The organism is Sinorhizobium mexicanum, from assembly GCF_013488225.1.
In the GTDB taxonomy this organism is placed as follows: Bacteria; Pseudomonadota; Alphaproteobacteria; order Rhizobiales; family Rhizobiaceae; genus Sinorhizobium; species Sinorhizobium mexicanum.
Genome location: NZ_CP041241.1, coordinates 1828167 through 1847405, shown reverse-complemented (window position 1 = coordinate 1847405; position 19239 = coordinate 1828167). Strand labels below are relative to the sequence as shown.

20 protein-coding genes are annotated in these 19239 nt (G+C 61.7%); 17 read left to right on the top strand and 3 right to left on the bottom strand.

Translation table 11 applies throughout. The annotated features are described in order from the left end of the window. The first annotated feature begins 37 nt into the window (after nt 1–37). The 5 genes from FKV68_RS32530 (at nt 38) to FKV68_RS32510 (ending at nt 5420) form a co-directional block, all read left to right on the top strand. Nucleotides 38–727, top strand: coding sequence for a response regulator (locus FKV68_RS32530; RefSeq protein WP_180943007.1), 690 nt, complete (start codon nt 38–40; stop codon nt 725–727). A 151-nt stretch (nt 728–878) separates the two neighbouring features. Continuing rightward, nucleotides 879–2048 carry an FIST signal transduction protein gene (locus tag FKV68_RS32525; RefSeq protein WP_180943006.1) on the top strand — a complete coding sequence of 390 codons (1170 nt, stop codon included), beginning with the start codon at nt 879–881 and terminating at the stop codon, nt 2046–2048. Then, on the top strand, nt 2045–4288 hold the full coding sequence (locus tag FKV68_RS32520) for a hybrid sensor histidine kinase/response regulator (protein ID WP_180943005.1): 2244 nt from the start codon (nt 2045–2047) through the stop codon (nt 4286–4288). The genes FKV68_RS32525 and FKV68_RS32520 overlap by 4 nt, the downstream gene beginning before the upstream one ends. A gap of 104 nt (nt 4289–4392) precedes the next feature. Beyond that, on the top strand, nt 4393–5070 hold the full coding sequence (locus tag FKV68_RS32515; protein ID WP_180943004.1) for a hypothetical protein: 678 nt from the start codon (nt 4393–4395) through the stop codon (nt 5068–5070). Further along, entirely contained in the window at nt 5067–5420 is a 354-nt protein-coding gene (locus FKV68_RS32510; RefSeq protein WP_180943003.1) for a hypothetical protein, read from the top strand. Before FKV68_RS32515 ends, FKV68_RS32510 begins: the two co-directional genes overlap by 4 nt. Before the next feature lie 346 nt (nt 5421–5766). On the opposite strand, the gene FKV68_RS32505 is transcribed toward FKV68_RS32510, so the two are convergent. Further along, nucleotides 5767–6372: a hypothetical protein gene (locus FKV68_RS32505; protein WP_180943002.1), complete on the bottom strand. Its 606-nt coding sequence runs from the start codon at nt 6370–6372 to the stop codon at nt 5767–5769. Nucleotides 6373–6543: 171 nt separating this feature from the next. Here FKV68_RS32505 and FKV68_RS32500 point away from each other — a divergent pair, with 171 nt between their 5' ends. The 6 genes from FKV68_RS32500 (at nt 6544) to FKV68_RS32475 (ending at nt 12345) form a co-directional block, all read left to right on the top strand. Beyond that, nucleotides 6544–7671 (top strand): S-(hydroxymethyl)glutathione dehydrogenase/class III alcohol dehydrogenase, encoded by a 1128-nt coding sequence (locus tag FKV68_RS32500; protein ID WP_180943001.1) that lies wholly within the window; start codon nt 6544–6546, stop codon nt 7669–7671. 8 nt (nt 7672–7679) lie between these two features. Further along, nucleotides 7680–8510 (top strand): S-formylglutathione hydrolase, encoded by an 831-nt coding sequence (fghA, locus tag FKV68_RS32495; RefSeq protein WP_180943000.1) that lies wholly within the window; start codon nt 7680–7682, stop codon nt 8508–8510. Nucleotides 8511–8523: 13 nt separating this feature from the next. Continuing rightward, nucleotides 8524–8937: a c-type cytochrome gene (locus tag FKV68_RS32490; protein WP_180942999.1), complete on the top strand. Its 414-nt coding sequence runs from the start codon at nt 8524–8526 to the stop codon at nt 8935–8937. Between the two features lie 161 nt (nt 8938–9098). Next, nucleotides 9099–10904, top strand: a complete 1806-nt coding sequence (locus FKV68_RS32485) for a methanol/ethanol family PQQ-dependent dehydrogenase (protein ID WP_180942998.1) — start codon at nt 9099–9101, stop codon at nt 10902–10904. A 78-nt stretch (nt 10905–10982) separates the two neighbouring features. Then, nucleotides 10983–11519: a c-type cytochrome, methanol metabolism-related gene (locus FKV68_RS32480; RefSeq protein ID WP_180942997.1), complete on the top strand. Its 537-nt coding sequence runs from the start codon at nt 10983–10985 to the stop codon at nt 11517–11519. Further along, a complete protein-coding gene (locus FKV68_RS32475) occupies nt 11476–12345 on the top strand; it encodes a substrate-binding domain-containing protein (protein WP_180942996.1) in 870 nt (289 codons plus the stop codon). Before FKV68_RS32480 ends, FKV68_RS32475 begins: the two co-directional genes overlap by 44 nt. 142 nt (nt 12346–12487) lie before the next feature. Here the strand turns inward: FKV68_RS32475 and FKV68_RS32470 are convergent, their stop codons facing one another. Further along, the gene (locus FKV68_RS32470) at nt 12488–12997 is read right to left on the bottom strand and encodes a DUF3280 domain-containing protein (RefSeq protein ID WP_180942995.1); all 510 of its coding nucleotides are present in this window, start codon (nt 12995–12997) and stop codon (nt 12488–12490) included. A 122-nt stretch (nt 12998–13119) separates the two neighbouring features. Between FKV68_RS32470 and FKV68_RS32465 the strand changes: the two genes are divergently transcribed. From FKV68_RS32465 to gfa, 6 genes are all read left to right on the top strand, one after another. Next, nucleotides 13120–14307, top strand: coding sequence for an ABC transporter substrate-binding protein (locus FKV68_RS32465; RefSeq protein ID WP_180942994.1), 1188 nt, complete (start codon nt 13120–13122; stop codon nt 14305–14307). 1 nt (nt 14308) lies between these two features. Then, nucleotides 14309–15283, top strand: a complete 975-nt coding sequence (locus tag FKV68_RS32460; RefSeq protein ID WP_180942993.1) for a YVTN family beta-propeller repeat protein — start codon at nt 14309–14311, stop codon at nt 15281–15283. 95 nt (nt 15284–15378) lie between these two features. Next, nucleotides 15379–16350, top strand: a complete 972-nt coding sequence (locus FKV68_RS32455; protein ID WP_180942992.1) for an ABC transporter substrate-binding protein — start codon at nt 15379–15381, stop codon at nt 16348–16350. Continuing rightward, nucleotides 16325–17104 (top strand): ABC transporter permease, encoded by a 780-nt coding sequence (locus FKV68_RS32450; RefSeq protein WP_180942991.1) that lies wholly within the window; start codon nt 16325–16327, stop codon nt 17102–17104. Before FKV68_RS32455 ends, FKV68_RS32450 begins: the two co-directional genes overlap by 26 nt. Next, nucleotides 17101–17748: an ABC transporter ATP-binding protein gene (locus FKV68_RS32445; protein ID WP_180942990.1), complete on the top strand. Its 648-nt coding sequence runs from the start codon at nt 17101–17103 to the stop codon at nt 17746–17748. Before FKV68_RS32450 ends, FKV68_RS32445 begins: the two co-directional genes overlap by 4 nt. 179 nt (nt 17749–17927) lie before the next feature. Then, the gene (gfa, locus tag FKV68_RS32440; RefSeq protein ID WP_180942989.1) at nt 17928–18497 is read left to right on the top strand and encodes an S-(hydroxymethyl)glutathione synthase; all 570 of its coding nucleotides are present in this window, start codon (nt 17928–17930) and stop codon (nt 18495–18497) included. Nucleotides 18498–18669: 172 nt separating this feature from the next. On the opposite strand, the gene FKV68_RS32435 is transcribed toward gfa, so the two are convergent. Further along, the gene (locus tag FKV68_RS32435) at nt 18670–19236 is read right to left on the bottom strand and encodes a thioredoxin family protein (RefSeq protein WP_180942988.1); all 567 of its coding nucleotides are present in this window, start codon (nt 19234–19236) and stop codon (nt 18670–18672) included. Between the last annotated feature and the right edge of the window lie 3 nt (nt 19237–19239).

Sequence of the window (19239 nt, the reverse complement as noted above, 5' to 3'; positions counted from 1 at the left end):
GCCGCTCCAGAGACCAGGAAATATTGGGAGGAGTGCCATGTCGCAGACTGCGTTACCCATCCACTCGCTTTCAATAAAGTCGGCCTTGGTGATCGATGATCATCCGCTTTATTGCGATGCCCTGGCCGCAACGATGGAAAGCACCTTCAAAACGCGTCGAATTCGAACGGCAACCTCGTTGAGCGAAGCGATGCAGCAACTGCGGATGCGGTTCTCGCCCGATCTGATCATGCTTGATCTCAACCTGCCCGATGCGTCGGGTCTGAGCGGTTTCCTGAAGATAAAGGAAAAGATGCCCGATATCCCGGTGATCGTCATCTCGGCGATCACGTCGAAGGACGTCGTCCACTCGGTAATTGCGGCCGGTGCTGCGGGCTTCATTCCCAAGGATATGGACCGGCAGAATTTCCAGGAGGCGATGCAGGATATCTGGAACGGCAAGACCTATGTGCCGCCCGGCTACGCGATCCCGGCCCGCACCACAGCCACGGATCTGTCGGTGGAAACGATTTCACGCAAGATCGCCCATTTGTCGCAGCAACAGACCCGCATTCTGGGGCTGATCTGCGAAGGGATGCCGAACAAGCTGATCGCCTACGAGATGCAGCTGGCCGAGGCGACCGTCAAGGCCCATATCACGGCGCTTCTGCGCCGGCTGGGCGTCCATAACCGCACACAGGCGGCGATGCTGGTGCGCGAAGTCTCGATACGCCATAGCCTGCAGTGAGGCGTGCCGGCACAGGCAATCGGGACTGGGGCATCCCGTATTCGAGCGGAGCAGCCGAAAACGGATAAGATGCTCTAGAATCAAGGTGCTACAGCGTCGATTGCGCGTCCGATTAGACGCGCGGCGCTGTAGAAGGGAGGAATGACGGCGTATGACGGCTGGCGACGATCTTGACCGCAAACCGGCGGAGGCGGTGCGGCTTGCCGCATCGCGTGCCGAGGACGCGGCTGTTGCGCTTGCCGAGATCCGGCGGCAGCTTGCCACCGCAAGGCCAAGCTTCGTCCTCCTGTTCGTGCCGAACAGGCTTCAACCCGATGAGGTTGCCAAGGCTCTGCGGGTGTCGCTGCCAAACACCGTGGTCTTTGGCTGCACGACGGCCGGCCAGATCACGCCGCGGGGGTATGAAGACGACGCGTTGCTGGCGATCGCCTTCCAGCGGCATCACTTCCGGGTGGCCTCGATCCTGTTCGAACCCATCTCGCCGGTTTCGATCGCCGATGTCGTGTCGCAGACGGAGCGGCTCGCCTCGCAGTTCCGTGCGACGCCGGGCCGAAAGCGGCTTGCCCTGGTCTTTGCCGATGGATTGTCCAAACAGGAGGATATCCTGATGGCAGCCCTGGAGGCGGGCCTGAAGGACATTCCCGTGTTTGGCGGGTCGGCCGGCGACGGGCTGCGGTTCGAGCGCACGCAGGTTCTGCGCAACGGTGAGTTCCACAGCAACGCTGCTCTTCTTTTGCTCCTGGAAACCGACCTGGACTTTAGCGGCCTCGGCTTCGATCATTTCCAGCCCACGGAAACGCGCATGGTGGTGACCCGCGCGGTCCCCGAGGAACGGCTGGTTCTGGAAATCAATGGCACACCGGCGGCCGAGGAATATGCGCGGCTCGTCAAGGTGCCGGTCAGCGAGTTGTCACCGATGGTTTTCGCCGAGAACCCGGTACTGGTGCGCAACGGCAATCTCTATCACGTGCGGGCGATCCAGCAGATCCACGGTGAAAATGGCCTCACCTTCCTGTCGGCGATCGACGACGGCCTGCTGTTGAGGCTCGGTCGCGGCAAGGAAATCATCCGCACGCTCGAGACAGGGCTCGCCGTCAGGGACAAGGACGGTGAGGCACCCGATTTCATTCTCGGTTTCGACTGCTATCTGCGCAAGCTCGAGATCGAGCGGAAGGGATTGGACGGCAAGGCGTCCGAGCAGTTCCGCCAGCATCGGGTCATCGGCTTCAACACTTACGGGGAGCAGCATCTCGGCGTGCATGTGAACCAGACCTTTGTCGGCGTCGCATTCTTCCGGCCGAAGGGAGGCGCGCCGCTGTGATCGATCCGGACGAACCCTACAAGACCCAGATCGCCAAGCAGGCCAAGATCATCGAGGCTCTGATCAATCGGGCCGAGCGCGGTCATGAAGTCGGCGGCTCCGCCTATTCACTTTTCGAATCGGCCATCGCCCTGCAGACGGAAGTCTGGGAAAAGACCAAAGACCTGGAGAAGGCCCTCGACACGCTTGGTAGGGCGTCGAGCGAACTCGAGATTGCCTATCAGGCGCAGGAGCGTATCCAAAGGAACCTGGCCGATGCCATGGTGGCCATGGAAGACGGCTTTGCCCTCTTCTCCGAAGAGCGGCTGCAGGTCTGCAACGCCCAGTTCCGGCACCTGCTTGCCGATGTCGAGCCGCTGATCAAACCCGGTCTCGGTTTCGACGACTATCTCGCGGCCGTCAATGCCAGCAAATATCTGAACCGGGACGACAGCGGGGGGATCAGCCGCCCCCAGCCGCTGGTGAAGGACCAGGGATCCGGTGAACGCTTTTCGTCCTTCGTCATGGAACTGAGGAACGATCGGTGGTTCCAGATTTCCTACCGGCAGACCAGTTCCGGCAACATCACCGTGCTGCAGACCGAAATCACCGACATCGTGCGGGAGAACCGGCGCGAGAAGAACCGCCTTATCGACCAGCAGGCCCATTTCCTGCAGGCCGCTTTCGATCACATGTCGCTCGGCATCTGCACGTTTTCGTCACGCGGCGAATTGCTCGTTCGCAACGAGCGTTTCGGCGAGCTTCTCGGCGTGCCGCTTTCGCTTCTGAAGAAGGGAAGTCCCTTCCAGCGCATCATCGAACATGTCGAACGTCACGAGATTCTCGAGCACAAGGGCCGACGGTCCAAATTCGCCAGCTGGTTCAAGGTCATGCGCCGCGGCGAGACGATGCAGGAACGTTGTCGGCGACGTGACGGGATGAGCCTCGACATTCGCACCCACTCCTTGCCCGGCGACGGTTTCATCGTGTCGATCATGGACGTGACCGCCGAAACCCAGGCGGCGGCGCTTCTGGAGCAACGTGTACAGGAGCGGACCGCCGAACTGACCGAGGCCAACCGCCTGCTGCAGATCCACGCCATTGAGCAAATCAAAATCGAGGCAGCCCTTCGGCAGGCCAAGGAGGCCGCCGAGACAGCCCATACGTCGAAGACTCGCTTCCTGGCGGCGGCCAGCCATGACCTCCTTCAGCCGATCAACGCAGCGAAACTCTATCTCTCGATGTTGACGGAGACCGCTGGGCAGTCCGGGGCGGAGGATGTGGTCGGCCGGCTCAAGCGGTCCTTCACCTCGATCGAAACGCTCCTTCAGGCGCTGCTCGATATCTCGCGCCTCGATAGCCCGGCAGCCGAGTTCAACATCACGTCGTTCGAACTTGGAAGCCTGCTGCAGGGCCTCGCGGGTGATCTGGCGCCCTTGGCGACGGAAAAGGGGATAGAGCTTCGGATGGTCCCTTCCACGCGTTGGGTCACCAGCGATCAACGCTACCTGATGCGCTGCGTCCAGAACCTGGTGGTGAACGCGATACAGTACACGGAGTGCGGCCGTGTGCTGGTTGGTTGCCGCCTGCGCGGCAATCGGCTGCGGATCGAAGTGTGGGACACCGGTATCGGCATTTCCGAGGAGGACCAGACCCGGATCTTCAACGAGTTCACCCGGGCCGGGGGTGCAGGAAAGGGCACAGGCATGGGACTTGGCCTGTCGATCGTCGAGCGGGCCTGCCGCCATCTCGATCATCCGGTCCGGCTGGTGTCGCAGCCCAACCGTGGTTCCGTCTTCTCGATCGAAGTGCCGCTTGCCGCGCCTGGCCGTACCAGCGTCTGCGAAAACCCGATGATGGAGCAGCTGCTCGATGGCAGCCTCGATCTCATCGTCATGGTCGTGGAGAACGATGCCGACGAGCTTCACGCGATGACGCAGGTGCTGGAAAGCTGGGGAGCGAGCGTTCTGGCGGCCGCCTCGACCGTCGAGGCCGCCGCGCTGATGCAGGAAATCGGCACAGCGCCCGATATTCTGCTGGTCGATTATCAGCTGGACAATGGCGACAACGGCATAGAGACAATTCGTACGCTGCGCGCGCTTGCCGGAATCGAGATCCCCGCAATCATCATTTCTGCCAACCGGCAGCGCCAATTCCTGCAGCTCTGCAACGAAATGTCGTTCGCTGTGCTCACCAAGCCGGTGCAACTGGTGCGGCTGCGGGCATTGATCGACTGGAAGACTCGGGCGCGCTCGGCGTGAGCAAACACAGACAAAGGTCTCCAGTGACTTTGCCGCAGGCATCGCTAGGCTCATCGCCAGCGCTCCCAGTAAGACGCGCGACGCTGTAGGACGGGAGGTCTGCGATGCGTGTTCTTCTCCTCTTTGCTCTGTTCCTGCTTGGAATGGGCCAGGGCTTGGCCACGGCTGCCGAAACCTACGAGCTTCTCTTTCGGTCGACAGCACTGAAGGGACTTGCGGCGGTGCCGGGCAAGAGCGAGGCCGGGCAGGGCACCCTTGTCTACGACAAGGTCATATCCGGTACCGATGTCGGGCAGGCGGGCGGCAGTTTCGGCATCGGCCTGAAGCTCAAGCCTGACGACAATGTCGTCATGACGCTCTATCAGGGCACCCGGTCCCGCGCGCTTGGCAACTATCCGGCTTCGGTCGGCAATCCCATCATCATGTACTTCCTTGAAAGCGTGCTTACCGATGTTGCCGGTCAATCGGGCGGCAGCCCCTTCTATATGCGCAACCGGATCAAGGAAGCCCTGCTGCGGGACGCGCAAACCGTGCCCGTATCACGCCGCTACCAGAACCGCGACATCGCCGCGCGCGAGGTGACGATCCGGCCGTTCACGAAAGACAAGGCCCGCGAACGCATGGGCAGGTTTGCCGAACTGGCGCTTGTCGTCACTGTGTCGGAAGACGTTCCCGGCTGGTATTATTCGCTGGTTGCAACTGTGCCGTCGGCCGCCGGCGGGGCCGAGGCCGGCTATTCGAACGCGATCACTCTGAAAAAGGCAGGGGAGGCCCAGCCATGATGCGGGAAGCCCTATCCGCGCTGATAATCGTGGCCGCCGCGGTGCCGGCGGGCGGACAGAGCATGTCGGAGCGCCTGAACGACTATCCGACCGAGGCGCGGGCCGACTACGTGTTCGGTTGCATGGCGGTCAACGGTCAGAGCCGGGCGGTATTGGGCAAATGTGCCTGCTCGATCGATCTGATCGCTTCCATCTTGCCCTATGAGAAATATGTCCAGGCCGAGACCGTGCTGTCTCTCCAGCAGGTAGGCGGCGAACAGACGGCCATGTTCAAGTCGGCGGCGATGCCGCGCACGATGGTGGCCGACCTGAGACGTGCCCAGGCAGAGGCCGAGATGCTGTGCTTCTGACCTCCTGCATGTTTGCTTGAATCGTAGCCGATTTAAGCAAACATGTAGCCATTCGAAGTGCTACAGCGTCCGTTTGATGAGACGCGCGGCGCTGTAAACTCCGATGCAGAAGGCCACGTACCTACAGCGCCGTGCGTCCTTCAGGACGCACAAAGGACGCTGTAAGTCTTTGAATCTACGCATCGTGCTTTCCGAAAATCGACCCCGATTTTCGGGCCGATGCGCTACAGCGCCGCGCGTCTTATCAGACGCGCAAAGGACGCTGTAGCACTTTGACTTGCTGCATATTTTTAGTCTTAAATCGAGTACGATTTAAGGAAACATGCAGTAGGTCGAGAGGTACGGCTCAATCAGGCATCTGCTTGAGCAGGATCTGGGCAATGGCATACAGGCGTTTCTCCAGAAGCACCGGCGTTTCGCAGACATAGGTAAGCGCCTGCGCACGCTCGCGGTAGATGCGCTCGTCCCAGTCGACCTGCTCCTCCAGCTTGTCGATACGGTCGAAATCCGGATTTTTTTCGCGCGTAAGCTTGGCCATCTCGACGCGGCTTCCGTCGATCCGCGACGAGAGCGCGATCTGGCTGCGGGAATAGCGGGCAATCCCGGCAATCAGCCGCTGCCGGGTATCGGCGATTTTGTCGAATACGGCGAGGAAGATATTGCCGAGCGATTGGCCGTCCAAGGGGGCATTCTTTGCAATGAAAGCCCGGACATGGGCCTCTGCCTCTTCGAGCGTAACGCGGCGGAGCGATACGACCTCCACCAGCTCTTTTGCCGCAGGAGCAAGTGCCATGGGTTCTATCGGTTCGGGCCACATCAGGCTCGCCGAAAGGTTCTCGACCTTGCGCTGGATGCATGGCCAGTCGGGATCGGAAAAGTCCGTAGCGCCTGCAAGGCCGGGAGCTTGCGTCAGGCAAAGTACCAGGCTGAAGGCATAACTGGCGGCTCTCATCTCCGGTCTCCCCTGTTCCAGCGAGCGTCAGTATAGGCTGACCAAGGGAGAAGCCAAAGGTCGCGTTTTACACACTAAGGTCGCAATTGTCTTTGGGCCTTGGCGCGTCTGTAATCTGCATACAGGGCCACACAGGCCCACCCTTAAAGAACGCAGTTACCGGAGGTATCGATGCGCACTCGCGCTGCTCTGGCTGTCGAAGCCGGAAAACCCCTTGTTGTGACCGAAGTCGAGCTCGAAGGGCCGAGGGCCGGCGAGGTGCTGGTCGAGGTCAAGGCGACCGGCATCTGCCATACCGATGATTTCACCCTCTCCGGCGCCGATCCGGAAGGGCTGTTTCCGGCGATCCTCGGCCACGAGGGCGCTGGCATCGTCGTCGACGTCGGCCCCGGCGTCACCTCGGTGAAGAAGGGCGACCATGTCATTCCGCTCTATACCCCGGAATGCCGCGCCTGCCCGTCGTGCCTCAGCCGCAAGACCAATCTCTGCACCGCCATCCGCGCCACGCAAGGGCAAGGGCTGATGCCGGACGGCACCTCGCGGTTTTCGATCGGCAAGGACAAGATCCACCACTATATGGGCTGCTCGACCTTTGCCAACTTCACCGTGCTGCCGGAGATCGCCGTCGCCAAGGTCAATCCCGACGCGCCGTTCGACAAGATCTGCTACATCGGCTGCGGGGTGACCACCGGCATCGGCGCGGTGATCAACACGGCACGCGTCGAGATGGGATCGACCGCGATCGTCTTCGGTCTCGGCGGCATCGGTCTGAACGTCATCCAGGGGCTTCGGCTTGCCGGTGCCGACATGATCATCGGCGTCGATCTGAACAACGACAAGAAGCCCTGGGGCGAAAAATTCGGCATGACCCACTTCGTCAACCCGAAGGAGGTCGGCGACGACATCGTGCCCTATCTCGTCAACATGACGAAGCGCGGCGCCGACCAGATCGGCGGCGCCGACTACACCTTCGACTGCACCGGCAATGTCAAGGTGATGCGCCAGGCGCTCGAGGCCTCGCATCGCGGCTGGGGCAAGTCGGTGATCATCGGGGTGGCCGGCGCCGGCCAGGAGATATCGACCCGGCCGTTCCAGCTGGTCACCGGCCGCACCTGGATGGGCACCGCCTTCGGCGGCGCGCGCGGGCGCACCGACGTGCCGAAGATCGTCGACTGGTACATGGAGGGCAAGATCGCAATCGACCCGATGATCACCCACACGCTGCCGCTCGACGACATCAACAAGGGCTTCGAGCTGATGCATTCCGGCGAGAGCATCCGCTCGGTCGTCGTCTATTGAGCGTGAAGATGGAACTCGTAACGCAAAACCAATGTTTCGGCGGGACGCAGTCGGTCTACCGGCACATGTCCGAGGTCTGCGGTGTCGAGATGACGTTCGGCCTCTACCTGCCGCCACAGGCACGGACACGGCCTGTCCCACTGCTCTGGTATCTCTCAGGGCTGACCTGCACCCATGAGAACGCCATGATAAAGGCGGGCCTGCAGCGGCACGCGGCGGAAGCGGGATTGGCGGTGGTTTTCCCCGATACCTCGCCGCGCGGCGAAGGCGTCGCCGACGACGAGGCCTATGATCTGGGTCACGGGGCAGGCTTCTACGTCAATGCGACACAGAAGCCCTGGGCGCGGCACTACCAGATGTATGATTACATCGTCACGGAATTGCCCGCCCTGCTGCCGGAGCAATTTCCGCTCAACGGCGTCAATGGCGTTACCGGGCACTCGATGGGCGGCCACGGCGCGCTGACGATCGCCTTTCGGAATCCTTCGCTGTTCCGCTCCGTTTCCGCCCTTGCACCGATTGTCAATCCGACCCGGTCCGACTGGGGCCGCAAGCAGTTCTCGGCCTATCTCGGTGATGATGAGGCCCATTGGGGCATGTACGACGCCTGCCTGCTCCTCAGCGAACTTGGCTGGCAGGGCGACATCCTGATCGATCAGGGCTCGGCAGACCAGTTCCTGGGACAGTTGCAGCCCGAGGCGCTGGCCCGGCTCATGGCCGAGCGCCGCCAGGCCGGCGTCCTCAGGATGCAGGCAGGATATGACCATAGCTATTACTTCGTGGCGAGCTTCGGCGAAGACCACGTGCGCTGGCATGCAGAGCGGTTGAACACCGCGTAAGGGAGAGGAAGGCATGGCTTTTAGACTTGGTACCGCACTGACCGCAGTCGTCGTATTTGGTGGAGTTCTCACAGGCTCGATTGCGCCGGCGCTAGCTCTTGATCCTGCAGCCGGCGACCCGGCGGCGGGCAAGACGGTGTTTCGCAAGTGTCAGGCCTGCCATGCGATCGGTCCGGATGCCAAATCGAAGACCGGTCCGCTGCTCACCGGTGTGGTCGACCGCCCGGCCGGCAAGGTCGATGGGTTCTCCTATTCCCCCGCAATGACCAAGGCGGCCGAGGGTGGGTTGACCTGGACGCCCGAGAAGATCGCTGAGTTCGTGACCAATCCGAAAGCCTTTTTGCCCGGCACGAAGATGACCTTTGCGGGTTTGCGCAAGGACCAGGAGCGCGCCGATCTGATCGCATATTTGGCAACATTTCCTTAAGCGACGGAGGAGTGGAAACCCAAAAGCAGAGGTGCCCCGGGCTCATTGAAGCGGCGGGGATAGTGTCGCAGGCCGGTACCGGGAAGTGAGGAGACCCACCAGGTTTTCCCGGGGCGACGGGGGAATGGCCCTGATCGGCAGCACTCGAGAGGAGGATGAAAATGAAACGACTTCTTACATTGCTTGCCTTCATTTCGATAGGCGGCAGCGCACAGGTCGCTCTCGCTAACTCGGAATTGCAGAAGCTTATCGATGATCCCAATCAATGGGCTATCCAGACCGGCGACTACGCCAACCTGCGCTACTCGAAGCTCGACCAGATCAACAAGGACAATGTCGGGAAGCTGCAGGTGGCATGGACTTTCTCGACCGGCATTCTGCGCGGTCATGAAGGTGCGCCACTCGTCGTCGGCGACATCATGTATGTCCATACGCCGTTTCCGAATACGGTCTACGCCCTGGACCTCAAGAAGGACGGCCAGATCCTCTGGAAATACGAACCGAAACAGGATCCGAACGTCATTCCTGTGATGTGCTGCGACACGGTTAACCGCGGCGTCGCCTATGCGGATAACAAGATCTTCCTGCATCAGGCCGACACAACGGTCGTCGCGCTCGACGCCAAGACCGGCAAGGTCATCTGGAGCGTCAAGAACGGTGATGCTACCAAGGGCGAGACCAATACCGCCACTGTCATGCCCGTGAAGGACAAGGTTCTCGTCGGCATATCCGGCGGCGAATTCGGCGTCCGCGGCCACGTGACGGCCTATTCGATGGCGGATGGCAAGGTCCTGTGGCGCGGTTACTCCATGGGCCCGGACAGCGATACGCTGATGGATCCTGAAAAGACCACCCATTTGGGCAAGCCGGTCGGCAAGGACTCGGGCCTCACGACCTGGGAAGGCGATCAATGGAAGATCGGCGGCGGCACGACCTGGGGCTGGTATGCCTACGATCCCGAAGCGAACCTGATGTACTACGGATCGGGCAACCCTTCGACCTGGAACCCGACCCAACGGCCCGGCGACAATCGTTGGTCGATGACCATCTGGGCGCGTGATGTCGACACCGGCATGGCGAAATGGGTTTACCAGATGACGCCCCATGACGAATGGGATTATGACGGCGTCAACGAGATGATCCTGACGGATCAGCAGATCGACGGCAAGGATCGCAAGCTGCTGACCCACTTCGACCGCAATGGCTTCGGCTACACGATGGACCGCATCACCGGCGAACTTCTGGTGGCGCAGAAATACGATCCAAAGGTCAACTGGGCGACTGAAGTGGTCATGGATCCGAAGTCGGAGCAGTATGGTCGGCCGCAGGTCGTGTCGCAGTATTCGACCGAGCAGAACGGCGAGGACACGAACACGACCGGTGTCTGCCCGGCAGCTCTAGGCTCCAAGGACCAGCAGCCGGCGGCCTACTCGCCGAAAACCGAGCTGTTCTACGTGCCGACCAACCATGTCTGCATGGACTACGAACCGTTCCGGGTAAACTACACCGCCGGTCAGCCCTATGTCGGGGCAACGCTGTCGATGTATCCGCCGAAGGACAGCCACGGCGGCATGGGCAACTTCATTGCCTGGGACAACAAGGAAGGCAAGATCAAGTGGTCCCTGCCGGAACCCTTCTCCGTCTGGTCGGGTGCCCTGGCAACGGCGGGCGACGTCGTCTTCTACGGAACGCTCGAGGGCTACCTGAAGGCGGTCGACGCCGCGACCGGCAAGGAGCTCTATCGCTTCAAGACGCCTTCCGGGGTGATCGGCAACGTGATGACCTATGCCCGTGACGGCAAGCAGTACGTGGCCGTGCTCTCGGGCGTCGGCGGTTGGGCCGGCATTGGACTGGCAGCCGGCCTGACCAACCCGAACGAAGGTCTCGGAGCCGTCGGTGGCTATTCCGCCCTGAGCAACTACACGGCGCTCGGCGGCACGCTCACCGTGTTCAAGCTGCCGGAGTGAAGCGGCAATCTTCGCCCAGGGAATGGGCGCGGGTAGTGAAACCCGCGCCCATTCGTCCCCCGCCTAAAAGGACGCAAGATGACCAGAATCAGACCCGCCATACCGTTGATCCTTTCCGTGTCGATGCTTTTTGCCGGCACCGCAGGTGCAGAAGACGCATCGGCGCCCAAGGACAACATCACCGCCGTCCGCAGCGAGAACGGGCGGTATTACACCGCCGACGACGTTCCGACCTTCAATATCGCCAAGGATGGCACGGTCGACTGGATGACCTATTCGGGCTTCCGCCGCTATCACTCCGAATGCCATGTCTGTCATGGTCCGGAGGGCGAGGGCTCGAGCTACGCACCGGCCTTGAAGAACTCCGCGATAAACTTGGACTACTACGCCTTCCTCGAAGTCGTCACGAACGGACGCAAGAAGGTGAATACGGCCGAGCACTCGGTGATGCCCGCCTTCGGCGAGAACGCCAACGTCATGTGTTATCTCGACGACATCTATACCTATTTGAAAGCGCGTGGCTCCGGCACCTTGCCGCGGGGACGCCCGGCCAAGAAGGAAGCGAAATCGGATGCGATCCGGGAAGCTGAAAAATCGTGCCTCGGCAGTAACTAGCCTCGTCGCCGCAACCAGCGTTCTCACCCTGGTCGTGGCGGGTACTGGTCCGGCGGCGGCACAGACCTCGGACCTGGTATCGAAGACAGCTTTCCGTGTCTGTGCCGATCCGGCCAATCTGCCGATGTCGGATCGCTCTGGTGCAGGGTACGAGAACAAGATTGCCGAGTTGATGGCGTCCAAGCTCGGGCTGCCATTGGACTATACATGGTTTCCGATGGCCACCGGCTTCGTTCGCAAGACCCTGCAGGCCAATGCCTGCGACGTGGTCATTGGCTACGCCCAGGGCGATGAACTGGTGTTGAATACCAACCACTATTACACCTCGGCCTTTGTGCTGATCGTCCCCTCGAGCGGTCCGCTGTCCGACGTCACGAAGCTGTCCGATCCACTGCTCAAGGACAAGCGGATCGGCATCATCGCGGGAACACCGCCGGCGACGCATATGGCGAGGAACGGACTGCTGCCCAAAGCGAAGCCGTACCATCTGATGGTCGATCGGCGTTACGAGGACCCGGCCGACGACATGCTTGCCGACCTGAAGTCTGGCGCCATCGACGCAGCAATCCTCTGGGGCCCGATCGGCGCGCCCTTGGTCAAGGCGAGTCATCCAGACCTGAAGGTAACGCCGCTCCTGTCCGAGCCGACGCCGCCGAGGCTCTTCTACCGCATCACCATGGGCGTGCGGCAAGGCGAGAAGGTCTGGGAGCGCAAGCTGAACTCCCTGATCCGCCGGAATCAATCCGAGATCAACTCCATCCTCACGGAGGCGGGTGTCCCGCTCGTGAACGATATGGGGACAGGGCCGTTCAAGGCGTCACAATGATCCGTCCGCAGCTTGCCTGCTCCTCGGACCTACTGCATTTTTCCGGCTACGACTTAAGGACGAAAACATGCAGCAATTCAAAGTGCTGCAGCATCCTTTGCGCGTCTGACGCGACGCGCGGCGCTGCAGACGGCTGCCGCCCTCACGTTTTGAAGAAGTGGTTTTTCAGGATGTAACGAAGGCCGCGCAGCCAGCTGTCGTCGGTGTTCGAACGGATGTCGACCGCAAGGCCGCGCAGCATCTCGCCCGAGCGCACGTCGCGTAGCACGAGGCTTATCGACAGGATGAGGTTGGATATTTTACGCACTTCGCCAACCAGCACATAGTCCGCTCCGAGCCGGGCGGCCATGCCAACGTCGCAGCCGTTGCAGTTGGCGGGATCCACCGTGTTGGCGAGATCGGTCGCCACGGGATCAGTGGAGACGATGACGAAACCTTCCGCCGCGAAACGGTCGCGCGCGGCCCCCTCCAACAGCTTGAGCCGCGCCGTTTCGTCGGCGCGCACGCCGTTGTAGGCGCCCTCCGTCGACAGATCGATGAAACTCATCCCGAGGAACGCCACCTTGGCGCCCGGCATCAGCGGTTTGTCCATCCTGGCCAGGGCGAATGTCGGCAGCAAGGCTAGGATCAGCGCTATCAGGGTGCGTTGCATAGCTCAGCCTAGCATAGGCATTTTGCGAAACTACGCTCCTTAAGTATCGGTTCTGCAACAAAAACTGCGCTGTTAATCTCCTTCCCAAGGAAGTGTCAGGAAGATTGGGAGGTCGTTCCGGAATGTCCGATCTACGGCTTGCGCTTGCCGTCTTTTGCGCCGCGATGCTCGTCGCGTTGCCTCTGCGGGCGATGGAGGTGAAGGCCGCCGTGCTCAGGATCGATCGCGTGGTCGGCCCGCCGATCTCGCGGCTTGACGAGCGACCTGCCGATCTCGGTTTTGCCGGCGCCATGCTGGGCAATGAGGACAATCGCACGACCGGCGCCTTCACGGACACGGATTACACGCTGAAGACGCAAGCGGTCGCACCGGACAAGGCGGCGGCGGCGCTCGATGCGCTGAAAGCCGAAGGCTTCGGCCTGATCACGGTGATCGCCGAAGGCGATACCGTGAAGGCGCTATCCGACAGGGCGGGTCCCGACGTGCTGCTCTTGAATGCGGGCGCTCGTGACGAGACGCTGCGCGACGCCGACTGCCGCGCCAATGTGCTGCATGTCTCGCCGAGCCGCTCCATGCTCAGCGATGGCGTTATTCAGTTCCTCATGTGGAAGAAATGGCCGCGCATCCTCTTGATCCACGGCTCGCATCCCGAGGACCAGCTTCTGGCAGAAAACTATCGCAAATCGGCCGCCAAATTCGGGGCGGAGATCGTCGAGGAGCGCGAGTTCGTGGACACCGGCGGCGCCCGGCGCACGGATACCGGCCACGTGATGGTGCAAAAACAGATCCCCGTATTCACCCAGGACGCCGAGGATTATGACGTGATCATCGCGGCCGACGAGGCCGGCGTCTTCGCACCCTACCTGCCCTATCACTCCTGGAACCCGAGGCCTGTGGCAGGATCTGCGGGCCTTCGACCGGTGTCCTGGCATGCTGCCCATGAAGCCTGGGGCGCGACGCAGTTCCAGCGCCGCTTCGAAAAGCTCGCCGGCCGCGGCATGCGCGAGGAGGACTACCAGGCCTGGCTTGCCATGCGCGTGATCGGCGAAGCGGTGACACAGTCCGGCAAGACCGATCCGGCGTCCGTCAGGGCCTATGCCCTTTCGGAGGATTTCGAATTGGCGGCGTTCAAGGGCCAGAAGCTGACCTTTCGTCCCTGGAACGGGCAGCTGCGCCAGCCGATCCTTTTGACCGACGGCCGGGTGACTGTTTCCGTTTCGCCGCAGGATGGCTACCTGCACCAGCTTTCGCCGCTCGACACGCTGGGCACGGATGCTCCCGAAACCGTTTGTCACGCCTTTGGAGGATAGAATGCTGAGATCCGCAGTGGTGCTTCTGCCAGCCGTTCTGACGTTTGCCGGTCCCGCTGAGGCCAACAAGGTATTCGTGACCAACGAACGCAGCAATAACGTGACCGTGCTCGACAGCCAAAGCTGGGAGGTGATCGCCACTTTCCCGGCCGGCAACAGGCCGCGTGGCATCACGATTAGCCCGGATGGCAAGGAGCTCTATGTCTGCGCTTCGGACGATGACACCGTCCGGGTTTTCGATCCCGAAACCTACAAGGAGCTGCATACGCTGCCGTCGGGCGCCGATCCGGAACTCTTCGTTCTCGATCCCTCGGGCAATCCGCTTTACGTCGCCAATGAGGACGACAATCTTGTGACCGTCGTCGACGTCAAGACGCGTCAGGTGCTGGCCGAAATACCCGTCGGCGTCGAGCCGGAAGGCGTTGCTGTCAGCCCGGATGCGAAGACCATCATCAATACCTCCGAAACCACCAATATGGCGCATTTCATCGATGCCTCCACTTACGAGATCATGCACAACGTGCGGGTGGACCAGCGTCCGCGCTTTGCCGAATTTACGGCCGACGGCAAGAAACTCTACGTCAGCTCTGAAATCGGCGGCACCGTTTCGGTGATCGACCTGACGGCACCCGAGCCGGCGATCGCCAAGAAGATCGGCTTTGCGGTGCCGGGCATTCTGCCGGAATGGTTGCAGCCGGTAGGCGTCAAGGCGACCAAGGATGGTTCCCGCGTTTTCGTGGCGCTCGGCCCGGCCAACCGGGTTGCGGTGATTGACGCGGCGCGGGATGAAGTTCTCGATTACCTGCTTGTCGGGCAGCGCGTCTGGCAGATGGCATTCACGCCGGGGGAGGAATTCCTGGTCACCACGAATGGCAACTCCAACGATGTCAGCATCATCGACGTCAAGGAGGAAACGGTGATCCGTTCGGTTCAAGTCGGCGAGCAGCCTTGGGGGGTCGTGGTCGCCCCGAATTGAGCACAGCAACAGCCAGAAGGTGCGTATGCCATTCAGTGAGCCGGCTGCACGAGAAGAACGCAGCGAGCCGAGGTGACAGGTTCGGGGAGGAACCAATGAACGTTTTGAAACGAGTTCTGGCCGCGTGCCTTTTTGCGATCGCGCCGGCTGCTGCCGTAGCAGAGGATCTGCCGCAATTGCGGGCAGCGATGCTGGCGTCCGGTACCGTGAACTGGGAGATTTCCACCATCAAGACCCATGAGCTCGACCGCAAGAATGGCTTCGAGCTCAAGGTCCAGGACTATGCGGACAACGGGGCGACACGCGTGGCCTTCGAGGGCGGTGAGGCGGACACCATGGTGGCCGACTGGATATGGGTTGCCAACCAGCGTGCCGCCGGCAAGGACTACGTTTTCATCCCCTATTCGCGGGCGGTCGGCGGGCTGGTGGTCAAGGAGGACAGCGGCATCGAGGCGCTGCCGGATCTCGCCGGCAAGAAGATCGGCATTGCCGGCGGGCCGCTCGACAAGAGCTGGCTGATTCTGCGCGCCTATGCCAAGCAGCAACATGGCATGGATCTCGCCACTGAGACCGAGCAGGTGTTCGGAGCGCCGCCGCTGATCTTCAAGTCGGCTTTTTCCGACGAGACCGCGGGAACAATCAATTTCTGGCACTTCCTGGCGAAGATGAAGGCCAAGGGCATGCGGGAGGTGATCTCCGTCGCCGATGCCGCAGCGGCGCTCAAGCTTGATCCCGACACGCCGCTGCTCGGCTACGTGTTGAAGGGCGAGTATGTGGCCGCCCATCCAGACATTGTGAAAGGGCTTCACGGCGCATCGCGCGCGGCCAAGGACCTGCTGCGCGGCGACGACGCTGTGTGGGACGATTTGCGAGACCAGATGAATGCCGGAGACGACGCCGAATTCATTGCGTTGCGCGACGGCTATCGCGCCGGAATCCCGAGTGGCAAGCCGATCGACGAGGCGGCCGCCGACCGGTTCTTGCGGCTGATGGCGGACCTCGGCGGAGCGGAGCTCGTAGGCAAGGCAACAAGCCTGCCGAATGGACTGTTCCTGCGCCTTGAGTAAGACGCTGCAACATCCTGCGCTGGTGCGCGCATTTTCGCTCGGGCTGCTTCTGCTGCTCTGGATCGTGGCGGCCGAACTGACGGCGGATGCATCCGTCCTGCCTCGGCCCTTAGCACTGTGGACACCCTTTACCGAAGCCGTTGCTTCCGGCGCTTTGCCCTATCACCTCGGCATGACGTTGTGGCGCGTGGTCTGCGCCTTTGTGCCGGCGATGGCCATTGGCGCAGCACTCGGCTACCTGATGGGGCGCGTTCCCGCTGTCGACCAATGGCTCGATCCGTGGCTTGTCGTCTTCCTCAACCTGCCGGCCCTCGTGCTCATCGTGCTGTGCTATCTCTGGATCGGGCTCAACGAGACCGCGGCGATCATTGCCGTCGTGCTCAACAAGATTCCGAATGTCGCCACGATCCTGCGCGAGGGGGCGCGGGCACTCGACTCGAATCTCGACGCGATGGCCAAGGTCTATCGCATGCGGCCGCTGGCAAGGCTGCGCCATGTGGTCATGCCGCAGCTTGCGCCGTTCATCGCCGGCGCTGCCCGCTCCGGCATCGCGGTGATTTGGAAGATCGTGCTGGTGGTCGAGTTTCTCGGCCGCTCCAGCGGCATTGGCTTTCAGATCCATTTCTATTTTCAGCTTTTCGATGTGGCGATGGTGCTGGTCTACGCGCTGTCCTTCATCGGCGTGATGCTGCTGGTCGAGGCGCTGATCCTGCAGCCGTCCGAACGCCGGGTCCGGCGCTGGAGGACGGCATGATCAGGATCGATGTCCGACGAAAGGCTTTCGGCGGGGAGGAGATCCTGCGCGACATCCGTTTTGAGATGGAAGTCGGCGAGACCATCGCGATCCTCGGCGCATCGGGGATAGGCAAATCGACACTGCTGAGGTTGATCGCCGGCATCGATCCCGCTTTCGAGGGCGAGATCACCCGCCCTGACAAGATCGCCATGGTGTTCCAGGAACCCGTTCTCCTGCCGTGGCGCAGCGTCGTTGAGAACCTGACCCTGGTGCATCCGGAACTCGGGACGCAAGCGGCGCTTTCGGCACTGGAGCGGACCGGCATCGTCGACAAGGCCGGGCTCTTTCCCGGCCAGCTGTCGCTCGGCCAGCAGCGGCGGCTGGCGCTGGCGCGCGCCTTTGCCGGGCGGCCCGACCTTCTCGTGATGGACGAGCCCTATGTGTCGCTCGATCCGAGAACCGTAGAGGAAATGTTGGCCCTTACCGAAATGCTGATCGCGGAAAGCGGCCGCGCCGTCATTCTCGTGACCCATTCGGACATCGAGGCGCAGCGGCTGGCCCGGCGGTCCCTGCGCCTTGCCGGGAGACCGGCGACGATTGCGAGCGACCAGGCGACAGAATCGGCCTTGCTCTCAAGGGAGGTGCATCATGACCGGGCTTGACGTCAGCCATGTCGGCCAAAGCCACGGATCGCGCTGGGTGAGCGAAGCCAACGGATGGCTTGAGCCCAAAGGTTAGAGCCGAAAACCGCCACTTTCCGCTATGTTGCCGCCAGCGGCATTTGCGTCGATCCTGCTTTCTCGGGAAGGACCTGAAGGTGTTCAAGAGAGAGGAGGAACAAATGCTTAAGCTGCATCCGTCCATCGACAACGGCTTTCCGCCGGCCAGTTCGGACTTTCAGGGCGGCACGCTGAAATGCAAATGCGCGACCAATCCGGTGACAGTCAGGATTGGCTCGCAGACGGCGCACAACCATGCCTGTGGCTGCACGAAATGTTGGAAACCGGACGGCGCCACCTTTGCGCAGATCGCAGTCGTCAGCCGTGACAAGGTGAATGTCACATCAGGTTCGGAAAAACTGCAGATCGTCGATCCAAGCGCGACTATCCAGCGTTACGCCTGCAAGGATTGCGGAACGCACATGTATGGCCGGATCGAGAACACCAAACATCCCTTCTATGGCCTGGACTTCGTGCATACCGAACTCAGCGACGAGACAGGCTGGTCGCCGCCGGAGTTTGCGGCCTTCGTATCTTCCGTGATCGAAAGCGGCGTCAGCCCCGACCGGATGCCGGAAATACGCGCCCGCCTGACGGAGCTCGGCCTGCAACCCTACGATTGCTTGTCTCCAGCCCTCATGGATGCAATCGCGACGCATATCGCCAAACAGACCGGCGCACTGCCGGCCTGACAAAGAGCTGAACGCCTCCTCCCTCGGACCCCGCCCGTTTGCCTCCCTCCAGGAGGCGCCCCCAACGGGCGGGGACTGAGGCGTTTACGACCAGCGCCCAGCCTTTGATACCCCCTCTGCCCTGCCGGGCAGAGGGGGTGAGTAATCCGCCGGCGAAAGAACGGCAACTGATTCAGGCCTGGCAGGCCGATGCTTTCCATTTTATGGCACAGCCTATGGAAGGCTGTTGTTCCGACGGGCCTTTGCCAAACAATGCGACCATGACCATGGCCTCGTAAAGGTCGCGCCTCAGGTCGGCAGGGCCGATCTCCTTGCGCGAGGCGTCCAGTCGCCCGCGATATTGCAGCTTCATGTCCTTGTTGAAGCCGAAGAAGTCGGGCGTGCAGACGGCGCCATAGGCTTTGGCGACGGACTGGTCCTCGTCGTAGAGATAGGGAAAGGGCAGGGCGTTTTGCGAAGCGAAACGCTTCATGTTGTCGAACGAGTCCTGCGGATAGGCCTCTGCATCATTGGCGCTGATCGCCACGAAGCCGATGCCGTGAGCTTTCAGGCCGATCGCGTCCCGAACGATCCGCGCGATGACCGCTTTGACATAGGGGCAGTGATTGCAGATGAAGGCCACGACCAGCCCCTTCGGCCCGGCCTGATCGAATATGGAGCAGGCGAGACCGTCGACGCCGGGGAGTCTCGCGTCGACCGCCGGCCAGCCGAAGTCACAGACGGGAGGGGCGGCGGCCATGGC

Coding starts and splice junctions, on each gene's coding strand:
- FKV68_RS32505 (WP_180943002.1), bottom strand. CDS start 6,372: ATGAGAGCCGCCAGTTATGCCTTCAGCCTGGTACTTTGCCTGACGCAA.
- FKV68_RS32500 (WP_180943001.1), top strand. CDS start 6,544: ATGCGCACTCGCGCTGCTCTGGCTGTCGAAGCCGGAAAACCCCTTGTT.
- FKV68_RS32460 (WP_180942993.1), top strand. CDS start 14,309: ATGCTGAGATCCGCAGTGGTGCTTCTGCCAGCCGTTCTGACGTTTGCC.
- FKV68_RS32475 (WP_180942996.1), top strand. CDS start 11,476: ATGCGATCCGGGAAGCTGAAAAATCGTGCCTCGGCAGTAACTAGCCTC.
- FKV68_RS32525 (WP_180943006.1), top strand. CDS start 879: ATGACGGCTGGCGACGATCTTGACCGCAAACCGGCGGAGGCGGTGCGG.
- gfa (WP_180942989.1), top strand. CDS start 17,928: ATGCTTAAGCTGCATCCGTCCATCGACAACGGCTTTCCGCCGGCCAGT.
- FKV68_RS32485 (WP_180942998.1), top strand. CDS start 9,099: ATGAAACGACTTCTTACATTGCTTGCCTTCATTTCGATAGGCGGCAGC.
- FKV68_RS32530 (WP_180943007.1), top strand. CDS start 38: ATGTCGCAGACTGCGTTACCCATCCACTCGCTTTCAATAAAGTCGGCC.
- FKV68_RS32510 (WP_180943003.1), top strand. CDS start 5,067: ATGATGCGGGAAGCCCTATCCGCGCTGATAATCGTGGCCGCCGCGGTG.
- FKV68_RS32435 (WP_180942988.1), bottom strand. CDS start 19,236: ATGGCCGCCGCCCCTCCCGTCTGTGACTTCGGCTGGCCGGCGGTCGAC.
- FKV68_RS32455 (WP_180942992.1), top strand. CDS start 15,379: ATGAACGTTTTGAAACGAGTTCTGGCCGCGTGCCTTTTTGCGATCGCG.
- FKV68_RS32470 (WP_180942995.1), bottom strand. CDS start 12,997: ATGCAACGCACCCTGATAGCGCTGATCCTAGCCTTGCTGCCGACATTC.
- FKV68_RS32480 (WP_180942997.1), top strand. CDS start 10,983: ATGACCAGAATCAGACCCGCCATACCGTTGATCCTTTCCGTGTCGATG.
- FKV68_RS32450 (WP_180942991.1), top strand. CDS start 16,325: ATGGACTGTTCCTGCGCCTTGAGTAAGACGCTGCAACATCCTGCGCTG.
- FKV68_RS32490 (WP_180942999.1), top strand. CDS start 8,524: ATGGCTTTTAGACTTGGTACCGCACTGACCGCAGTCGTCGTATTTGGT.
- FKV68_RS32465 (WP_180942994.1), top strand. CDS start 13,120: ATGTCCGATCTACGGCTTGCGCTTGCCGTCTTTTGCGCCGCGATGCTC.
- FKV68_RS32515 (WP_180943004.1), top strand. CDS start 4,393: ATGCGTGTTCTTCTCCTCTTTGCTCTGTTCCTGCTTGGAATGGGCCAG.
- fghA (WP_180943000.1), top strand. CDS start 7,680: ATGGAACTCGTAACGCAAAACCAATGTTTCGGCGGGACGCAGTCGGTC.
- FKV68_RS32445 (WP_180942990.1), top strand. CDS start 17,101: ATGATCAGGATCGATGTCCGACGAAAGGCTTTCGGCGGGGAGGAGATC.